Consider the following 17,622-nt stretch of genomic DNA (forward strand, 5'->3'; position numbering starts at 1 on the left):
GCGAATGTCGCCGGGAAGGCGCTGCGAACGGAGGATGCAATGCTGAAGTCAAACAGGTCGATCAAATCGCTGGTGATAGCGGCAGGCGTTGGCGCGCTGTTCACCATCGCCCCTGCCAAGGCCGAGGATGCCGCGGCGGCCGCTGCTTACAAGGACATCGAGGCGACGCTGGGCTCGGTGCCGGACATGTTCAAGACGCTGCCGGATGTCGCGATTGCCGGCGCCTGGGCCGAGATCAAGGGCGTGCAACTCAACCCCAAGACCGCGCTCGACGGCAAGACCAAGGAGCTGATGGGGCTGGCCGTCGCCTCGCAGATCCCCTGCCAGTACTGCATCTATTTCCACACCGAGGCGGCCAAGCTCAATGGCGCGACCGATGAGGAGATCAAGGAGGCGATCGCGATGGCGGCCATCGTGCGCCACTGGTCGACGATGCTCAACGGCAGCCAGGTCGATTTCGCGACCTTCAAACAGCAGACCGACGGCGTGTTCGCGGCCGTCAAAGCCAAGTCGCAGTGAAAGACCCTGCCCGGCGCTCATCGCCGGGCAGTGCTTCCGATCATCAACCGCCCGACCAACGGGCCATGGAGGAAAAAATGCTGACCAAGACGCAAAGCGTGGACGGCGCGGCGATCAAGAAAGCGATCGAAGGACGGGACGGCAGGATGCTGGCGAGCTTCTATGCCGACGATGCGCTGGTGCGAGTGATCGATCGCAACAACCCGCCGAGCAAGCCGCGCGAGATCCGCGGCCGGGCTGCGATCAGCACGTTCTGGGACGATATCTGCAGCCGGGCAATGACCCACAAGGTCGACACCACCATCGCCGATGGCGACAACCTCGCCTTCACCCAGGCCTGCGCCTATCCGGACGGAACGAAAGTGTTCTGCGCAGCGATGCTGGAGTTGAAGAACGGCCGCATTGCACGACAGACCGTCGTGCAAGCCTGGGACGAGTGAGGAGGCCGACATGTTCAGCGCCAGATGGCAGATCGACGCCAAATTCGGGCACAAGCAGACCGTGCTTGAACTGCTCAAGAAATGGGAGCGCGAAATCGGCTCTCAGGTCGGCATCGCCGACCTCAAGTTCCAGATCATGACCGGCTCGATCGGCGCGCGGGAGGCGACGGTCGAGTCGCATCACCAGGTCGAGAGCCTGGCCCAGTTGGAGGCGTTCTTCGCCAAGATCGGCAAGATCGATGCGCACGCCAAATGGGGCAAGGAGATGGAGCCCTATGTCGTGTCAGGCACCAGCCTCTGGAACATCTACCGCATCGTGGAGTAGTGGCTGACGCCCTTCTCCCCGGCAACGAAGGGGCCCACCCCTAACCCTTTCCCACAAGGGGAGAGACTTCCGTTGGCGCTGACATCGGCAGATTGCCGACGTTTTGACGCCGAGTAAGAGCGCGGCAGCATTCCCTCCCCATTGTGGGGAGGGTTAGGGTGGGGGGTCTATCTTCGTAAGAATCCATATGCGATCGCCCCGCCGGCAACGGGGAGAAGGGAAGCGGCGCTGCTACATAAGGCCAAGCTGCTTGTAGAAGCCGAGCGCGTCGTAATAGTCGCTCTGGGTCGCGATCTTGCCGTCCTTGACCGAAAACATCGAGGCACCGGTGAAGGAGAACTTCTTGCCGGTGGCGGCGGTGCCGTCGGCCCAGGCGCCGGTATTGGTGCCGGCAAACTCCCATTCGAACGAGACGCGATCGCCCTCCACGACGGGCGCACCCTTCATCGTCCAGACGGCATCTGGAACGGCCTTGAGGAAATTGTCGATGACGCCGGTCTTGGCGGCCTCCTTGCCTTTGACCGGTTTGCCGACCGAGGCGTCGTAATAGGTGACGTCGTCGGCGAAGTAGCCGGCGGCCTTGGCCGAGTCATGCGCATTCCAGGCGGCGAGATAGGCTTCGACCACCGATTGCGCAGTATCGGCGGCTAAGGACGGCGCCGTGGCGAAAAGCGTCGCGGCGATGGCTGCAGTTGTCAGAAACTGGCGGCGATGCATGGTTATTTCCTCCCTGGTTGAATGCTTGTATTGCGCGCTCAAGCGCTAGCCGTGGGCTACCATCACATGCCGCACGGCGGTGTAGTCCTCCAGCGCATAGAGCGACATGTCCTTGCCGTAGCCTGATTGCTTCAATCCGCCATGCGGCATCTCGTTGGTCAGCATGAAATGGGTGTTGATCCAGGTGCAGCCATATTGCAGGCGGGCGGCCGTCGCCATGGCGCGTGATACGTCCTTGGTCCACACGGATGACGCCAAGCCGTAGTCGCTGTCATTGGCCCAGTTCACCGCTTCATCGACTTCCGTGAAACGCGTGATCGAGACGACCGGCCCGAACACTTCGCGGCGCACGATCTCGTCCTCCTGCAGCGCTCCGGCAACGACGGTCGGCTGATAGTAGAAACCGGAGCCCTCGCCCGGCTTGCCGCCGGTGGTGATCTCGATGTGCTTCAGTTCAGAGGCGCGCTCGACGAAGCTCGACACGCGGTCGCGCTGGCGACGCGAGATCAGCGGCCCGATCTCGTTTTCCGTGTCATCCGGACGATTGTACTTGATGGTCGAGACGGCCGACGACAGGTCGGCGACGAGCTTGTCGTAGATCTTCTTGCCGGCATAGATGCGGCAGGCGGCGGTGCAGTCCTGGCCGGCATTGTAGTAGCCGAAGGCGCGCAACCCGTTGACCACCGCACCGAGGTCGGCATCGTCGAAGACGATGACCGGCGCCTTGCCGCCAAGTTCGAGATGCGTGCGCTTGACCGATTTGGCGGCCGCCTGCAGCACCTTCTTGCCGGTGGCGACGTCGCCGGTGATCGAGATCATGTTGACCTTGGGATGGTTGATCAGCGTGTTGCCGACGCTGTCGCCACGGCCGAGCACGACATTGACGACGCCTTCGGGAAGGATGTCGGCAAGGATCTTCGCCAGCTTGAGCGAAGTCAGCGGCGTCTGTTCCGACGGCTTGAAGACGACGGTGTTGCCGCCGGCGATCGCCGGCGCCAGCTTCCAGGCCATCATCATCAGCGGATAGTTCCACGGCGCGATCGAGGCGACGATGCCGATTGCATCCCGGCGCACCATCGAGGTGTGGCCGGGAATGTATTCGCCTGCAACGACGCCCGGCATCGAGCGGACGGCGCCAGCAAAGAAGCGGTAGCAGTCGACGATCGCCGGGATCTCGTCATTGAGCACGGCATTGATCGGCTTGCCGCAGTTGAGCGCCTCGAGCGTGGCGAACTCCTTGGCATCGGCCTCAATGCGGTCGGCGATCTTCAGGAGATAGCCGGAGCGCTGAGCCGGCGTGGTGCGCGACCAGGTGACGAACGCCTTCTCGGCCGCGAACACCGCCGCCTCGATCTGCGCCTGGCTGGCTTCGGGCAGGTTGAGGATCGTCGCTCCGGTCTTCGGATTGAGGATCGGCTCCTCGGTTTCGGTACCCTTCTCGAATTTCGAGCCGATTAGCATCTGGGTGTCCATGGAAGTCTCTCCCTTGGGAACTCTTGAAATCATTTGCCCGAACCGGCGATCTGGTCGCCGTCGCGGGTCAGGTAATAGGCGGCGAGGATGGGCAGCAGCGTCACCAGCACGACGACCATGGCCACGACATTGGTGACCGGGCGCTGGCGCGGCCGGATCAGTTCCTCCAGCATCCAGATCGGCACGGTCTGCTGCTGGCCGGCGGTGAAGGTGGTGACGATGACCTCATCGAAGGACAGCGCGAAGGCGAGCATGCCGCCGGCAAGCAGTGCAGTGGCGATGTTGGGCAGCACGACGTGCCTGAAAGTCTGGAAACCGTCGGCGCCGAGATCCATCGAAGCCTCGATCATCGAGCCGGAGGTGCGACGAAAGCGGGCGACCGCATTGTTGTAGACGACGACCACGCAGAAGGTGGCGTGGCCGAGCACGATCGTCCAGAACGAGAACGGTATGTCGGCCAGTGAGAAGGCCGAGCGCAGCGCGATGCCGGTGATGATGCCGGGCAGCGCGATCGGCAAGATGACCAGCAGCGAGATGGTCTCGCGGCCGAAGAATTTTGTCCGCGACACGGCGGCGGCGCACAGCGTGCCCAGCACCAGCGCAATCGCCGTCGAGATCGCGGCGACACGGACAGAGAGCGACAGCGCCTGCCAGACATCCGGCCGGTTCCAGGTGACGGCGAACCATTGCGTGGTCAGCCCGGGCGGCGGCCAGACGAAGCTCTTTTCCTCCGTGGTGAAGGCGTAGACGAAGATCAGCAGGATCGGCAGATGCAGGAAGAGCAGGCCGCAAGCTGCTGCGATCTTGAGGCCAGGCGGGGCGGATTGCGAGCCGTCAGAGCGCATCGAACGCCCCCATGCGCTTGGCGCCCCAGAGGTAGAAACCCATGATGATTATGGGCACGACGGTGAAGGCGGCGGCGAGCGGGATGTTGCCGGCGGTGCCCTGCTGCGAATAGACGGCCTGGCCGATGAACAGCCGCGACGTGCCGATGATCTGCGGGATGATGTAGTCGCCCAGCGTCAGCGAGAAGGTGAAGATCGAGCCGGCGACGATGCCGGGCAGTGCCAGCGGGAACAGCACGTTGCGGAAGGTCTGGCCCGGCGACGCCCCAAGATCGGAAGACGCCTCGACCAGATTGCCGGGCACGCGCTCCAATGCCGCCTGCACCGGCAGGATCATGAAGGGTAGCCAGACATAAACGAAGACGATGAAGGTGCCGGTGGCCGAGACGGACAGCGAATTGCCGCCGACGACGGGCAGCGACAGCCAGCCATCGAGCACCCAGAGCAGGTGCAATTTGGCGAGCAGCCAGGTCAGAATGCCTTCCTTGGCCAGGATCAGCTTCCAGGCATAGATCTTGACCAGGTAGCTCGACCACAGCGGCAGCATGACACCGAGATAGAACAGCGCCTTCCAGCGGCCACGGGCATAGCGCGCCGCGTAGTAGGCGATTGGGAAGGCGATGATGGCCGAGGCTAGCGTGACCAGCGCCGCCATCGTCACCGTGCGCAGGATGATGTCGAGATTGGCGGCCTGGAACAGGTCGCCATAGGTCTTCAGCGTGAACTCACGGTTGATGAGGCCGGAGAATTCGTCGATCGAGAAAAAGCTCTGTGCCAGCAGCGCGAACAGCGAGCCGATATAGACGACGCCCAGCCACAGCACCGGCGGCAACAGCATGAGGAAGAGCAGCAATTGCGGCCGACGCCAGAAAAGGTCCGACAGCGCACCGCGCATACCGCCGCTGCCGGGCAGGATGGCGGGTGCGGTGGCGCGCGGTATGGCGGCGTCGATGCTCATGCCGGCTCGTCCATCAGATGCAGATGCTCGCGGTTGAAGGTCAGCACCACCGCTTCGCCTTCCGCCGGCAATTTTGTGCCGGCCGGCACGATGGCGTGCAGCCGCAACCCATCGGCATCTAGCGCCAGTCTTGTGGTGGCGCCGAGATAGTTGGTTCCGACCAGGCGGGCAGCAACGCCATCGCCTTTCGCAGCGCGGCCTATGCGGATGGATTCAGGGCGCAAGCTGCCCCAGCGGTGCTGGCCGGAGTAACGCTGGACGAAATCCGGCGGCAGCACGTTGGACGAGCCGACGAAATCAGCGACGAAACGGGTCTTCGGACGCTGGTAGATGTCTTCCGGCGTACCGATCTGCATGATCTTGCCGTCATTGAAGACGGCGACGCGGTCGGCCATCGACAGCGCTTCGCCCTGGTCATGGGTGACGAAGACGAAGGTGATGCCGAGCGCCTTCTGCAGCGACTTCAGCTCTTCCTGCATGTTCTCGCGCAATTTGAGGTCGAGCGCACCGAGCGGCTCGTCGAGCAAAAGTACCTTGGGCTGGTTGACCAGCGCACGGGCAAGCGCGACGCGCTGGCGCTGGCCGCCGGAGAGCTGGCCGGGACGACGGGCGCCATAGCCGGGAAGCCGCACCAGCGACAGCGCCTCTTCCGCCGCCTTCTGCCTTTCGGCCTTGCCGACGCCCTTGACCATCAGCCCGTAGGCAACGTTGTCGAGCACGTTCAGATGCGGGAACAGCGCGTAGTCCTGGAACACGGTGTTGACGTTGCGACGATAGGGCGGCACGCCCTCGGCGCGCTCGCCGAAGATCGAGATCGAGCCCGACGTCGGCTGCTCGAAACCGGCGATGAGGCGCAGGCACGTCGTCTTGCCGGACCCGGACGGGCCGAGCATGGCGAAGAACTCGCCCGGCACGATGTCGAGATCGACCGCATCGACGGCACGCACGCTGCCGAAATGGCGAGACACTTTCTGGAAGGAAACGGCCGAGGTCATGGGTTTTGCCAGTCTGTTGCCTGGTTGATCTTCTGATGTCGCGCGCGACCCTACCTCCCCCTCGATGGGGGAGGTCGCGGCGAAGCCGCGGGTGGGGGTGATTAGCACCAATGTCCGCGCCGCCCCCACCCCGACGCTACGCGTCGACCCTCCCCACAAGGGGGAGGGTAAGGGAGCTCAACGCCCGCCGATGACGCCGATATAGTCCGACACCCAGCGGTAATAGGGCACGCACTGGTCGTTCTGAGTGGCGCACTTCGAGACCGGGGTCTTCCAGAACTTGATCTTGTCGAAGTTGTCGTAGCCGTTGGTCTTGCAGCCCTCGTCGGTCAGAAGCTCGTTGCCCTTGCAGGCAGCGGGGACGACCGGCAACGAACCAAACCAGGCCGAGACATCGCCCTGCACCTTGGGCGACAGCGAATGTTCGAGCCACATATAGGCGCAGTTCGGGTGCGCGGCGTCGGCCTCCATCATGGTGGTGTCGGCCCAGCCGGTGACGCCTTCTTCCGGCACCGTCGAGGCGACCGGCTTCTTGGCGGCGACCAGCGTGTTGACCTGGTAGGGCCACGAACCGGAGGCGACGACGCCTTCGTTCTGGAAGTCGTCGACCTGGATAGCGGCGTCATGCCAATAGCGGCCGACCAGCGTGCGCTGGACGCGCAGCAATTCGAGCGCCGCCTTGTACTGGTCTTCGTTCAGCTCGTAGGGGTCCTTGATGCCTAGCTCCGGCTTGTGGAACATCAGATAGTTGGCGGCATCGGCGATGTGGATCGGGCCGTCATAGGCCTGGACGCGGCCTTTGTTCGACTTGCCGTCAGGCAGGTTCATTTCCTCGAAGACGACGTTCCAGCTCTTGGGCGCTTCCTTGAAGACATCGGTGTTGTACATCAGGATGTTCGGACCCCACTGATAGGGGACGCCGTAGTGCACCTTGTCGACGGTGAACCAGGGCGCATCCTTCAGCCGGTCGTCGACAGTCTTCCAGCTCGGGATGAGATCGGTGTTGATCGGCTGCACACGCTTGCCGGCGACGAGGCGCAGCGAAGCGTCACCCGAAGCGGTGACGAGGTCGAAGCCACCCTCATTCATCAGCGAGACCATCTCGTCGGACGTATTGGCGGTCTTGACGTTGACCTTGCAGCCACTCTCCTTCTCGAAGGAGGTCACCCAGTCATAGCCCTTGTCGGTTTCGCCGCGCTCGATATAGCCGGGCCAGGCAACGATGCTGACCTCGCCTTCGCCCTTGCCAAGCTCCTTGACCTGGGCGACGGCCTGACCGGAAAAGGTCAGCGCGACCGTCAAAGCCGTCCACGTCTTCAGAAATGAATTCATCGTCAATCTCCCATTTTGGCGCCTGACTGCGAAGCCGGTCTTCGCTGCGGTCAGCCGCAGGCTGAAAAGTGTCAGTTCGTCCGATGGACGCTTACCGCTCTAGCGGCGGTTCGGTCCCTGAAATGAAAAGTGCTTGGAAAATTCCGGTTTCGCAAATTGATTTATCAGAAACACGATATCGGTTTTTCCGATAGATGGCGCACATCCGATCAACGCTGCTGGCGTACCGTCCGCTGCGATTGGGCAAGGCCGATGAAGTCGCGCGCCGCCTGCGGCAGGCCGGAGCCGCGGCGCCAGACCATGCCGACCTGGACCACCGGCAAAGTGCCGGAAATATCACGCGACTCTATGCGGTCGCCTTCCAGCGACCAGGGCCGATAGACGAGGTCGGGCAGCAGCGCCACGCCGGCGCCGGTGGCGACGAGGCTGCGCACCGCTTCGACCGAGCGGGTGCGGAAGGCGACATGCGGCTTGGCGCCAATCGCCGCCAGAAGCTTGCCGGTGCTTTCCTCGATCTCGTCGACGGTGAGCATGATCAGCGGTTCGCCGGCAATATCGCCAATGCCGATAATGTCGGCGCTGGCCAGTTTGTGGCCGAGCGGCACCCACAACCGGTAGGCCGAGACTTCGAGGATTTCCGACTGCAGCGCCGTGCGGTCGCGCAAATTGGAGGTGACCATGACGGCGATATCGAGCTTGCCGCCGATCAGGAGGTGCTCGAGATAGTCGCCATTGTCCTCGATGGCCGAGACATCGACGCCGGGATAGGCGCGGCGGTAGCGCGCCAGAAGGTCGGACAGCACATAGCCGGCGACCAATGAGGTGACGCCGAGCTGCAGGCGTCCGCCGGCCACCACCTGATCGTCGGAGAAAGCGCGGCGTGCATCGGAAACGTCGGCCAGGATCTTGGTGGCATGGCGCAGAAACTGGTGGCCTTTGTGGGTGATGTTGAGGCCGCGTGGATGGCGCTCGAACAGTTCGACGCCAAGATCGCTTTCCAGTTCCTTGATCGCTTCGGTGACCGAGGATTGCGAGATGGAGAGGTTTTGTGCCGCGCCAGACACCGTGCCTTGCTCGGCGACGGCAATGAAGAACTGCAACTGGCGGATGGTGAAGGCCATGGCCGGACTAAACACCGGCGCAGCAGGGAAGGAAAGCCGGTGCCGGGCTTGTCCCTGGCAGGATATCTGGCGCCGCGCGCTCAGCCGAGCAACAGCCTGATGCGCCGCCGCCACGCCGGGCCATAACGCAAGGCAAGCATGAAGGTCGCTTCCAGCGCCACCACGATGACGATGATGCGAAAGCCGATGGCATAGGAATCCCTGCCGCTGCCGCGCATGAGGTAGCCGGTGATGAGAAAGCCGGTGTTCCACAAAGTGGCGCCGAGGAGCGTCGCCGCCGCGAAGGGCAAGAGCGGCAGGCGCAGCGCGCCGGCCGCGATCGGCAGGTAGTTGCGAACCGTCGGAATGAACTGCGCCAGCAAGGAGACCCGCACGTGATGGCGGCGATAGGCCTCGCCGAGCCTGGAATAGGTCGCATAGCGCAGGCAGACATATTTGCCGAAACGCTCGACCAGCCTGTCAGCGCGATCCAATCCAATCCGCCGTCCCACTCCATACCAGACAAGGCAGCCTGTAATGGCGGACAGCGTCGTCACCAGGAGCAGGACCGCCAGCCTCGATAGATCAGGCGCTGCCGTCATACCGAGAAAGAGCAGCAGCACATGCGAGGGCGGCAGCGGCAGGATCTTTTCGGTAAAGGCGAGGCAGGCGACGCCGAGCAGGCCGAGGCCCAGGATCGCCGACAGCGGATCGGTCATGAGAAGCGCCAGTCATAGGTTTTGAGGTTCTTGATCCTGGACACCTTATACACCACATGGGTTTGACACCGCGCCACGCAACATATGCGCCCGCATGATGCACAACATGGCCTTTGCGGTATCGGGCGGCGGCATGGCCGGGATCGCGACGCACCAGTCGCTGGTGTTTGGCTAGAACTGGTCCACTGGAATTGCGCTAGGCCGCCGCGATGCTGAGGCGCGCTCCCGCCTCGGCGAGTGCTGCGGCAATGTCGCGCGGCGGCGGCTGGTCTGTGGCGAGTTCGGAAAAACCGTCAAAGCCGCAGACCTGGACCAGACCCTGGCGGCCGAATTTGGTGTGGTCGGTGATGACCAGCGAGCGCTGGCCGCGCGACAGCACCATGCGGGCGAACTCCGCCTCTTCCAGGTCATAGTCCGCCAGCCCCGCGGCGGCGTCCACCGCGCCGATCGAAATCACCGCGTGGCTGACCGAGAAGCGGCTGACGAAGTCGATCGCCGAGACGCCGAAGGCTGCCCCGGAATCGCTGCGCAGCTCTCCGCCCGCCATATAGACCTTGTTGCCGTTGACGGTGGCTAGCGTGCGGGCGATGTCGGACGAGTTGGTGACAACTGTCAGCCGCCGGTGGCCAAGCAACTCGCGGGCCAGGAACGAAGTCGTGGTGCCGGTGTCCAGCATCACCGACTCGCCGTCGCGGATGGTGGCGGCGACCATGCGGGCAATCAGCCGCTTGGCATCGGCATTGTCGCGCATGCGCCGCTCGAACGGCGCTTCGCCGCTCATCGACGGCAGGCCGATGGCGCCATGCATCTTCAGCACCGAGCCGTTGCCGGTGAGCGGCTTGACATCACGGCGCACGGTTTCAAGCGAGACCCCCAGCCGGTCGGCCAGGCTGGCGATGGTGACGGTGCCCTCTTCCTTCAGGAGGCGGAGGATTTCGCCATGCCGTTTCGAATGGATCATGTGGCCTCTCGAATTCAGCGATCTGCCCGATTTTAGGGCAATACAGACGTTTTTAAAGGAATTGCAGGCGGTTTCGGGCAAAACACCCAAAAAAAGTCACAACATTTGATTGACACCCGGGCGGCACTGGCGTGACATTGATGGCGTGACAGGCTTCGGAACTGCCACGGGAGGGTGATGGCAGAGCCGCAATTCACGGACCGGACCGTCTGGCCAGACCGTCTGGGATTGATCTGGCACAAAGGCTTTTCAAATCCGCGGGGGCGGAGACCGGGTATCAAAACCTGGCCAAAGGGGCTCGTCGGTGCGGCGCGGGACGAGAGAGTCCCGGCGTCCCGCACCGACGAGATTTTTGCGTTCCCCCAACCCTCTTTGCGCGGCGCGCCGCCTTGTCGAAGCTCCGCCAAATCAGGGGTGGCCAGTGACTGCTGAAGATCGCATCCGCGCCCTGCCCTGCTGGAACGGCAGCGTCGATATTGCACCGCTGCCGGGCGGGCTCAGCAACGCAAACTACCTGGTCAAGGACGCGGCCGGGCGGCACGTCGTACGCTTCGGCCAGGACTATCCGTTCCACCACGTCTTTCGCGACCGCGAGGTGATGACATCGCGGGCTGCGCATGAAGCGGGCTTCGCGCCGGCGGTTCTATACTCCGAGCCCGGCATCATGGTCACGGAATTCCTCGGCGCAAAAACCTATGTCGCCGAAGACGTGCGCGCCAATATCGGCCGGGTGGCAGCGCTGATGCGCGGGTTCCATCGCGAGATGCCCAATCACATCTCCGGCGCCGGCTTCATGTTCTGGGTCTTCCATGTCATCCGCGACTATGCGCGCACACTGAGCGAAGGCGGCAGCCGCAAGCGCGACGAGCTGCCACGGCTGCTGGCGCTGGCCGACGAGTTGGAGCGGGCGCAGAAGCTGCTGCCGATCGTGTTCGGCCATAACGATCTTTTGCCGGCAAATATTCTTGACGACGGTGACAGGTTATGGCTGATCGACTTCGAATATGCCGGCTTCAACACCGCGATGTTCGATCTTGCCGGCGTTGCCTCCAATGCCGAGATGAGCGACGCCGAGTCCTTCGCCTTCCTCACCGCCTATTTCATGCGCGAGCCGGATGAGGCGATCCGTCGTTCTCATGCGGCCATGCAATGTGCATCACTGTTGCGCGAGGCGATGTGGAGCATGGTTTCCGAGCTTTATCTCGATGCGCCGGGCATCGACTACGTCGCCTATACCGCAGAGAACCTGACGCGGCTCGACGCAGCGCTGGACAATTACCGCACGAAATACGGAACACGGCCATGACCTTGCCAACGCAAGCCGGCATCGTCGTCATCGGCGGCGGCATTATCGGCTGTTCGACGGCCTATCATCTGGCGCGCGACCACAAGGCCGATGTCGTGCTGCTGGAGCAGGGCAAGCTGACCTCCGGCTCGACCTGGCATGCGGCCGGGCTGGTCGGACAGCTGCGCTCGTCGGCCTCGATCACCCGGGTGCTCAAATATTCGGTCGAGCTATACAAGGGGCTGGAGGCCGAGACCGGGCTCGCCACCGGCTGGAAGATGACCGGGTGCCTCAGGCTTGCCACCAACGCCGACCGCTGGACCGAATACAAAAGGCTGGCGACGACAGCAAAAAGCTTCGGCATGGACATGCAGTTGCTGTCACCGGCTGAGGTGAAAAGGATGTGGCCGCTGCTGGAGACCAGCGACCTCGTCGGCGCGAGTTGGCTGCCGACCGACGGCCAGGCCAGCCCCTCCGACATCACGCAGTCGCTGGCCAAGGGCGCGCGCATGCATGGCGCGAAGCTGTTCGAGGATGTCCGCGTGACCGGCTTCGAGATGAAGGAAGGGCGCATCACCACTGTGAAGACCAACAAGGGCGACATCGCCTGCGACAAGGTGGTGAACTGCGCCGGGCAATGGGCGCGCCAGGTCGGCGCCATGGCCGGCATTTCCGTGCCGTTGCAGCCGGTCAAGCACCAATACATCATCACCGAAAAGATCGAAGGGTTGGCGACCGACGCGCCAACCATCCGCGACCCCGACCGCCGCACCTATTTCAAGGAAGAGGTCGGCGGGCTGGTGATGGGTGGCTATGAGCCGAACCCTCAGGCCTGGGCGACCGGCCTGCCCGGCGGCGATGTGCCTGACGAGTGGGAATTTCGCCTGTTCGACGACGATTACGATCACTTCGAGCAGCACATGAGCCAGGCGATCGCGCGCGTGCCGGCGCTGGAGCGGGCCGGCGTCAAGCAGATGATCAACGGACCGGAAAGTTTTACGCCGGATGGCAATTTCATCCTCGGCGTCGCGCCCGAATGCGCCAACATGTTCGTCGGCGCCGGCTTCAACGCCTTCGGTATTGCCTCGGGTGGCGGCGCCGGCTGGGTGCTGGCGCAATGGGTGGTCGACGGGGAAGCGCCACTCGATTTGTGGGTGGTCGACATCAGGCGCTTTTCCGGCCTGCACCGCGACCGGCAATGGGTCAGCGACCGCACGCTGGAGGCCTATGGCAAGCACTACACGATCGGCTTTCCGCATGAGGAGTACCTATCGGGCCGGCCGCGTATTGTCTCACCGCTCTATGAGCGGTTGAAGCAGCATCGCGCCGTGTTCGGCTCCAAACTCGGCTGGGAGCGTCCGAACTGGTTCGCGCCCGAGGGCACCGAGCCTGAAGACATCTATTCGATGGGCCGTCAGAACTGGTTCGCTCCCGTCGGCGATGAGCACCGGCATGTGCGCGAAAAGGTCGGCATCTTCGACCAGTCGTCCTTCGCTAAGTATGAGATGACGGGCGCCGATGCAGCTAAGGCGCTGGACTGGATCTGCGCCAACGATGTCGCCAAGCCGGTGGGACGGCTGACCTACACGCAGCTTCTCAACACGCGCGGCGGCATCGAAGCCGACCTGACGGTGGCAAGGCTTGCCGAAGACAAATTCTACATCGTCACCGGCACCGGCTTCCGCACGCACGATCTCTCCTGGATCGGCGACCATGTCGGCAAGGAACTCGACGTGACGTTGAAAGATGTCACCGAGGATTTCGGCACGCTGTCGCTGATGGGGCCGCAAGCGCGCAACGTGCTGGCAGCGGTCACCGAGGCGGATGTCTCGAATGCCGCCTTCCCGTTCGGCCATGTGCGCGAGATCGCGATCGCTGATCACACAATCCGGGCGCTGCGTGTCACCTATGTCGGCGAGCTTGGCTGGGAGCTGCATGTGCCGATCGCCGCCACCGGCGAAATCTTCGATGCGCTGATGGCGGCGGGCGAGCCGCACGGCATCCGCCCGGTCGGCTACCGGGCGCTGGAATCGCTGCGGCTGGAGAAGGGTTACCGCGCCTGGGGCTCCGACATCACGCCCAACGACACGCCGCAGGAGGCCGGCCTCGGCTGGGCGGTGAAGCTGAGGAAGAACACCGATTTCGTCGGCCGCCGCGCGCTCGAACAGGTCAATGGCGCGACGTTAAAGAAACGCTTTGCCGGCTTCACCGTCGACGACCCCGATATCGTGCTGGTCGGGCGCGAGACGATTCTGCGCAATGGCGAACCGGTCGGGTACCTCACCAGCGGCGGTTATGGCTACACGGTGGCTAAGAACATCGGCTATGGCTATGTGCGCAATGCCGATGGCGTGAGCGACGATTTCCTCAGCTCAGGCGACTATGAGCTGGTGGTGGCGATGGAGCGGACGCCGGCCGAAATCCATCTCGAGCCGATGTACGATCCGGCGATGAGCAAGATCAAGGCATAGGCCGAGCCAGAATCAATTCACCCGCAGGACAAGACCCCGGCTGGGCACGGTGTCGGCTTCGCCCGGCATAGAGACATAGGGCGCAGTCTCCTCGGCGCGGACCACCCTGCCCTCGGCCTCCAGTGCTGCGATGCGCTCGGCAAAGCCGGCGTTCCACAGCGTGTTCTTGACCGTCAGCACGATGACGCCGCCCGGCCGGCAGATGCGGATCAGTTCGTCCAGCCCCTCGGCGCCGACATGGCCGGAGGTGAAGACGCCGGCCGAAACGATACTGGCATAGGCATTGTCGGCAAAGGGCAGCGGGCCGCCGAGCGCCAGGCAATGCAGCGCCGAATAGACGCCCTTTGCCGCCGCCTTGGTGAGCATGCCCTGCGAAATGTCGAGCGCCTCGACCTGGGGGTACCCGGTAATGGCCAGCCATTCGCCGATCAGCCCGGTGCCTGCGCCAGCATCGAGCAGCGGGGCGGCGCCACGCGGCAAATGGCGGGCGAGCAGGGCCAGGCAGATCGTTGGGTGGCGGTAGCCGGCGGCCGACATGTCGGCATCGTAGGTTTCCGACCAGTTGTCATAGATCGCGGCCACGTCCTCGGGCCGTTGCGCCGCATAGGCGGCGCCGAGCCCGCCATGATCCTTGTTTCCCGCCATCGCTGTTTCTCCGCCAGCTCGATGCTCACCCTCGAACCGATGATAGCCAAACGGCGAAAACTGTGGAACCGTTATCGAAAGAAATAACACGCCAGGGGCAACAGGCATGGGGACCGACGAGGCACGCGCAACACTTGCGGCGATTCCGGCATTGGCCGGCTATGACGGACCGCTGGAGCGGTTGGGGGGCATGACCAATCTCGTCTTCCGGGCCGGCGATGTCTGCCTGCGTATCCCCGGCAAAGGCACTGAAGAATACATCAACCGCGCCAATGAAGCCGTGGCGGCAAGCGAGGCGGCCAAAGCCGGCGTCAGTCCAGAAGTGCTGCATGTCGACCCCAAGACGGGCGTGATGGTGAGCCGCTTCGTTGCCGGCGCCGAGACGATGTCGCCGGAAAAATTCAAGCTGCGTGCCGGCAGCCCGGCCCGCGCCGGTGAGGCCTTCCGCAAGCTGCACACGTCCGGCGCAGTGTTTCCGTTCCGCTTCGAGCTGTTTGCGATGATCGACGACTACCTCAAGGTCTTGTCGACCAAGGACGTGGCCTTGCCTCCCGGCTACCACGATGTCGTGCGCGAATCTGAAACCGTGCGTTCTGCCCTTGCAGCTCACAAGCTGCCGCTGGCGGCCTGCCATTGCGACCCGCTGTGCGAGAATTTTCTCGATACGGGCGAGCGGATGTGGATCGTCGACTGGGAATATGCAGGGATGAACGATCCGCTCTGGGATCTCGGCGACCTCTCGGTCGAAGGCAGGTTCGATGCAGCGCAAGAGGAAGAGCTTATGCGCGCCTATTTCGGCGGCGAGGCAAAACCGGCCGAACGCGGCCGTGTCGTCATCTACAAGGCGATGTGCGACCTGTTGTGGACGCTGTGGGGGTTGATCCAGCTTGCCAACAACAATCCGGTCGAAGATTTCCGCGCCTATGCCGACGGCCGTTTCGCTCGCTGCAAGGCGCTGATGGAGACGCCGGAGTTTTCACGGCACCTGGCGGCCGTGCGCAGAGGCTGACGCAGAGCGCTCAGCTCCTTTGCCGGTTATTTGAAAACCCGCTCTATTTCACTCATCGTCACTGTGTCGTCGGACTTTTTGCAGTACCAGACGATCAGCGCGATGGTGCCGATGGGAAACAATCCCGCAAGGAGCTGATGCCAACCGCTTCTGTTGATGTCGTGCAGCCGGCGCGCGGTCATGGCAAGTGTCGGCAGAAGAACGGCAAGATTCCAGAGCGAGGAGATGATTTCATTGTTCACAACAAGGTCAATTACCGAGGCAATCACAGCGACAATGATGAGAAAAAGATAGGAATACCAGAACTCGGAGCGGCTGGCCCTGCCGGAAAAATTCACATAATTTTGGAAAAAGCTCGAAATAGCTTCCGTAAAACTCATCGGGGGCGGCATGTCTCCGAAACGATTGCTACCAGCCGGCGGGGCTCTTAAAACAAATATCAATGGCAGGCCAATAAGGACCAAAACGATCAGCCAATGCCATATAGAAAAGCTACCCATTGTCCCCCCAATCACAGTTTCCCCGGAGATATTGGTCTTGGCCTATCCCACCAAGAATCAATCCGAGATTGCGCCCGGCAGGAAATTTACTCCGCGAAATATCGATGTAAATACCGAAATTTTTTGACAGAACACTTCAGTGATTCTGCGCGATAATCGTATTGTTATCAGATGCTAAAGCGTCTCGCTTCAAAACGGTACCGTTCGACCCGCTTTACGCTTGCCGCTTCAGTTCACGCCCTTCGGCACGTTCTCCGGCGGCACCACGGTTTCCACCACCTTCTGGCGGTGGAAGATGAACAGGCCGGCGAGGACGACGATGGCCGAGCCGATCAGGATGCGCGGGCCCGGCACATCGCCGAAGAAGGCCAGGCCGAAGATCACCGCCCACAAAAGCAGGCTGTAGTGCAGCGGCGCCAGCGTCGAGGCCGGCGCCAGCTTCAGCGCCCTGGTGATCATCAGATGGGCGCTGCAGGAGACGATGCCGAGCAGGAGCATGGCGCCGAAATCGAGTGCCGACGGTGTCTGCCAGGCACCGATGGTCATCACGCCGCCGACCAAAAGCGTTCCGATCGTCTGCCAGGTGACCAGTGTGGTGTCGCTGGTGCCGCGCAGGCGGCGGCTGAGAATGATGGCGAAAGCGAAGGCAATGCTGCCGACCAGCGCGAACATCGAGGAGAGCGAAAACGCTGCCGAGGACGGCTTCAGTATGATCAGCACGCCGCAGAAGCCGACCAGGATGGCAGCCCAGCGGCGCCATCCGACCTTTTCGCCGAGCAGAAAATGCGACAGCGCCGCCACATAGATCGGCCCGGCCATGTAGAAACTCATCACGTCGGCAAGCGGCAGATAGACAACCGCTGCATAGAACAGAGCGGTATCGACCGTTGTCGCAACCACGCGCAGAGACTGGAGGACAGGCCGCTCCATCTGGAACAGCTTCGCAGTGCCCTGGTTGGCGATCATCGGGCCAAGCACGATGAAGGCGCCGATCGAGCGGATCAGCACCACCTGGCCGACGGAGAAGCTGGCGACCAGCCATTTGCCCATCGCGTCGTTCAGCGCAAACATGAAGTCGCCGGCCAGCATCAAGAGAATGCCGGCCAGAAGCACGTTCCTGATCGTAAAGTTGCGAGCGAGCGACTGGGCCATGCGGCTCCCTAGCTCCAAGTCGCCGCTTTGACGAGGCAAATCGGTAAGACCAGCGGCCGAAATCGGCTGTCTCTATGCCTTCCTGGCTATCCGCAACCTTGCTGCGAAAGCCGGCTATTTGGGCCGCGGACGGATGATTATCGGGCGATAGATGGTCGGCCTGTCCCAGGGATCGA

At 62.9% G+C, this 17,622-nt stretch carries 18 protein-coding genes; 6 read left to right on the top strand and 12 right to left on the bottom strand.

Annotation, left to right across the window (positions count from 1 at the left end):
- Positions 1–39 precede the first annotated feature (39 nt).
- From AC04SH_RS09200 to AC04SH_RS09210, 3 genes are all read left to right on the top strand, one after another.
- On the top strand, positions 40–519 hold the full coding sequence (locus tag AC04SH_RS09200) for a carboxymuconolactone decarboxylase family protein (RefSeq protein WP_488574768.1): 480 nt from the start codon (positions 40–42) through the stop codon (positions 517–519).
- Positions 520–596: 77 nt separating this feature from the next.
- Positions 597–959 carry a nuclear transport factor 2 family protein gene (locus tag AC04SH_RS09205; protein ID WP_023688799.1) on the top strand — a complete coding sequence of 121 codons (363 nt, stop codon included), beginning with the start codon at positions 597–599 and terminating at the stop codon, positions 957–959.
- Positions 960–969: 10 nt separating this feature from the next.
- Positions 970–1,284, top strand: a complete 315-nt coding sequence (locus tag AC04SH_RS09210) for a hypothetical protein (protein WP_192249776.1) — start codon at positions 970–972, stop codon at positions 1,282–1,284.
- A gap of 231 nt (positions 1,285–1,515) precedes the next feature.
- Here the strand turns inward: AC04SH_RS09210 and AC04SH_RS09215 are convergent, their stop codons facing one another.
- The 9 genes from AC04SH_RS09215 to AC04SH_RS09255 form a co-directional block, all read right to left on the bottom strand.
- A complete protein-coding gene (locus tag AC04SH_RS09215; RefSeq protein WP_488574769.1) occupies positions 1,516–2,001 on the bottom strand; it encodes an ester cyclase in 486 nt (161 codons plus the stop codon).
- 45 nt (positions 2,002–2,046) lie between these two features.
- The gene (locus tag AC04SH_RS09220) at positions 2,047–3,474 is read right to left on the bottom strand and encodes a gamma-aminobutyraldehyde dehydrogenase (RefSeq protein ID WP_488574770.1); all 1,428 of its coding nucleotides are present in this window, start codon (positions 3,472–3,474) and stop codon (positions 2,047–2,049) included.
- 29 nt (positions 3,475–3,503) lie between these two features.
- Entirely contained in the window at positions 3,504–4,319 is an 816-nt protein-coding gene (locus AC04SH_RS09225; protein ID WP_488574771.1) for an ABC transporter permease, read from the bottom strand.
- Complete coding sequence (locus AC04SH_RS09230; protein WP_488574772.1) at positions 4,309–5,277, bottom strand: ABC transporter permease; 969 nt, start codon at positions 5,275–5,277, stop codon at positions 4,309–4,311. Before AC04SH_RS09230 ends, AC04SH_RS09225 begins: the two co-directional genes overlap by 11 nt.
- Positions 5,274–6,272: an ABC transporter ATP-binding protein gene (locus AC04SH_RS09235; RefSeq protein ID WP_488574773.1), complete on the bottom strand. Its 999-nt coding sequence runs from the start codon at positions 6,270–6,272 to the stop codon at positions 5,274–5,276. Before AC04SH_RS09235 ends, AC04SH_RS09230 begins: the two co-directional genes overlap by 4 nt.
- A 177-nt stretch (positions 6,273–6,449) precedes the next feature.
- Entirely contained in the window at positions 6,450–7,604 is a 1,155-nt protein-coding gene (locus AC04SH_RS09240) for an ABC transporter substrate-binding protein (protein ID WP_488574774.1), read from the bottom strand.
- A 209-nt stretch (positions 7,605–7,813) separates the two neighbouring features.
- The gene (locus AC04SH_RS09245; protein WP_488574775.1) at positions 7,814–8,725 is read right to left on the bottom strand and encodes a LysR family transcriptional regulator; all 912 of its coding nucleotides are present in this window, start codon (positions 8,723–8,725) and stop codon (positions 7,814–7,816) included.
- Between the two features lie 80 nt (positions 8,726–8,805).
- The gene (locus tag AC04SH_RS09250; protein WP_488574776.1) at positions 8,806–9,423 is read right to left on the bottom strand and encodes a DedA family protein; all 618 of its coding nucleotides are present in this window, start codon (positions 9,421–9,423) and stop codon (positions 8,806–8,808) included.
- Positions 9,424–9,619: 196 nt separating this feature from the next.
- Entirely contained in the window at positions 9,620–10,384 is a 765-nt protein-coding gene (locus AC04SH_RS09255) for a DeoR/GlpR family DNA-binding transcription regulator (RefSeq protein WP_488574777.1), read from the bottom strand.
- Between the two features lie 421 nt (positions 10,385–10,805).
- On the opposite strand from AC04SH_RS09255, the gene AC04SH_RS09260 reads away from it, so the two are divergent.
- Positions 10,806–11,690: a phosphotransferase gene (locus AC04SH_RS09260; RefSeq protein WP_488574778.1), complete on the top strand. Its 885-nt coding sequence runs from the start codon at positions 10,806–10,808 to the stop codon at positions 11,688–11,690.
- Positions 11,687–14,140, top strand: a complete 2,454-nt coding sequence (locus AC04SH_RS09265; RefSeq protein ID WP_488574779.1) for a GcvT family protein — start codon at positions 11,687–11,689, stop codon at positions 14,138–14,140. The genes AC04SH_RS09260 and AC04SH_RS09265 overlap by 4 nt, the downstream gene beginning before the upstream one ends.
- A gap of 12 nt (positions 14,141–14,152) precedes the next feature.
- Here AC04SH_RS09265 and AC04SH_RS09270 read toward each other — a convergent pair whose 3' ends face one another.
- Positions 14,153–14,785 (bottom strand): class I SAM-dependent DNA methyltransferase, encoded by a 633-nt coding sequence (locus tag AC04SH_RS09270; RefSeq protein WP_488574780.1) that lies wholly within the window; start codon positions 14,783–14,785, stop codon positions 14,153–14,155.
- A gap of 106 nt (positions 14,786–14,891) precedes the next feature.
- Between AC04SH_RS09270 and AC04SH_RS09275 the strand changes: the two genes are divergently transcribed.
- A complete protein-coding gene (locus AC04SH_RS09275) occupies positions 14,892–15,794 on the top strand; it encodes a phosphotransferase (RefSeq protein WP_488574781.1) in 903 nt (300 codons plus the stop codon).
- Between the two features lie 26 nt (positions 15,795–15,820).
- On the opposite strand, the gene AC04SH_RS09280 is transcribed toward AC04SH_RS09275, so the two are convergent.
- Together AC04SH_RS09280 and AC04SH_RS09285 are read right to left on the bottom strand one after the other, a co-directional pair.
- The gene (locus AC04SH_RS09280; protein WP_488574782.1) at positions 15,821–16,294 is read right to left on the bottom strand and encodes a DUF805 domain-containing protein; all 474 of its coding nucleotides are present in this window, start codon (positions 16,292–16,294) and stop codon (positions 15,821–15,823) included.
- 228 nt (positions 16,295–16,522) lie between these two features.
- Positions 16,523–17,446, bottom strand: a complete 924-nt coding sequence (locus tag AC04SH_RS09285; RefSeq protein ID WP_488574783.1) for a DMT family transporter — start codon at positions 17,444–17,446, stop codon at positions 16,523–16,525.
- Positions 17,447–17,622: the final 176 nt, after the last annotated feature.

This window comes from Mesorhizobium sp. CNPSo 4688, from assembly GCF_057784295.1.

Bases quoted from the DNA above. Each gene is read 5' to 3' on its own strand.
- AC04SH_RS09200 (WP_488574768.1), top strand. From the start codon at position 40: ATGCTGAAGTCAAACAGGTCGATCAAATCGCTGGTGATAGCGGCAGGC.
- AC04SH_RS09205 (WP_023688799.1), top strand. From the start codon at position 597: ATGCTGACCAAGACGCAAAGCGTGGACGGCGCGGCGATCAAGAAAGCG.
- AC04SH_RS09210 (WP_192249776.1), top strand. From the start codon at position 970: ATGTTCAGCGCCAGATGGCAGATCGACGCCAAATTCGGGCACAAGCAG.
- AC04SH_RS09215 (WP_488574769.1), bottom strand. From the start codon at position 2,001: ATGCATCGCCGCCAGTTTCTGACAACTGCAGCCATCGCCGCGACGCTT.
- AC04SH_RS09220 (WP_488574770.1), bottom strand. From the start codon at position 3,474: ATGGACACCCAGATGCTAATCGGCTCGAAATTCGAGAAGGGTACCGAA.
- AC04SH_RS09225 (WP_488574771.1), bottom strand. From the start codon at position 4,319: ATGCGCTCTGACGGCTCGCAATCCGCCCCGCCTGGCCTCAAGATCGCA.
- AC04SH_RS09230 (WP_488574772.1), bottom strand. From the start codon at position 5,277: ATGAGCATCGACGCCGCCATACCGCGCGCCACCGCACCCGCCATCCTG.
- AC04SH_RS09235 (WP_488574773.1), bottom strand. From the start codon at position 6,272: ATGACCTCGGCCGTTTCCTTCCAGAAAGTGTCTCGCCATTTCGGCAGC.
- AC04SH_RS09240 (WP_488574774.1), bottom strand. From the start codon at position 7,604: ATGAATTCATTTCTGAAGACGTGGACGGCTTTGACGGTCGCGCTGACC.
- AC04SH_RS09245 (WP_488574775.1), bottom strand. From the start codon at position 8,725: ATGGCCTTCACCATCCGCCAGTTGCAGTTCTTCATTGCCGTCGCCGAG.
- AC04SH_RS09250 (WP_488574776.1), bottom strand. From the start codon at position 9,423: ATGACCGATCCGCTGTCGGCGATCCTGGGCCTCGGCCTGCTCGGCGTC.
- AC04SH_RS09255 (WP_488574777.1), bottom strand. From the start codon at position 10,384: ATGATCCATTCGAAACGGCATGGCGAAATCCTCCGCCTCCTGAAGGAA.
- AC04SH_RS09265 (WP_488574779.1), top strand. From the start codon at position 11,687: ATGACCTTGCCAACGCAAGCCGGCATCGTCGTCATCGGCGGCGGCATT.
- AC04SH_RS09270 (WP_488574780.1), bottom strand. From the start codon at position 14,785: ATGGCGGGAAACAAGGATCATGGCGGGCTCGGCGCCGCCTATGCGGCG.
- AC04SH_RS09275 (WP_488574781.1), top strand. From the start codon at position 14,892: ATGGGGACCGACGAGGCACGCGCAACACTTGCGGCGATTCCGGCATTG.
- AC04SH_RS09280 (WP_488574782.1), bottom strand. From the start codon at position 16,294: ATGGGTAGCTTTTCTATATGGCATTGGCTGATCGTTTTGGTCCTTATT.
- AC04SH_RS09285 (WP_488574783.1), bottom strand. From the start codon at position 17,446: ATGGCCCAGTCGCTCGCTCGCAACTTTACGATCAGGAACGTGCTTCTG.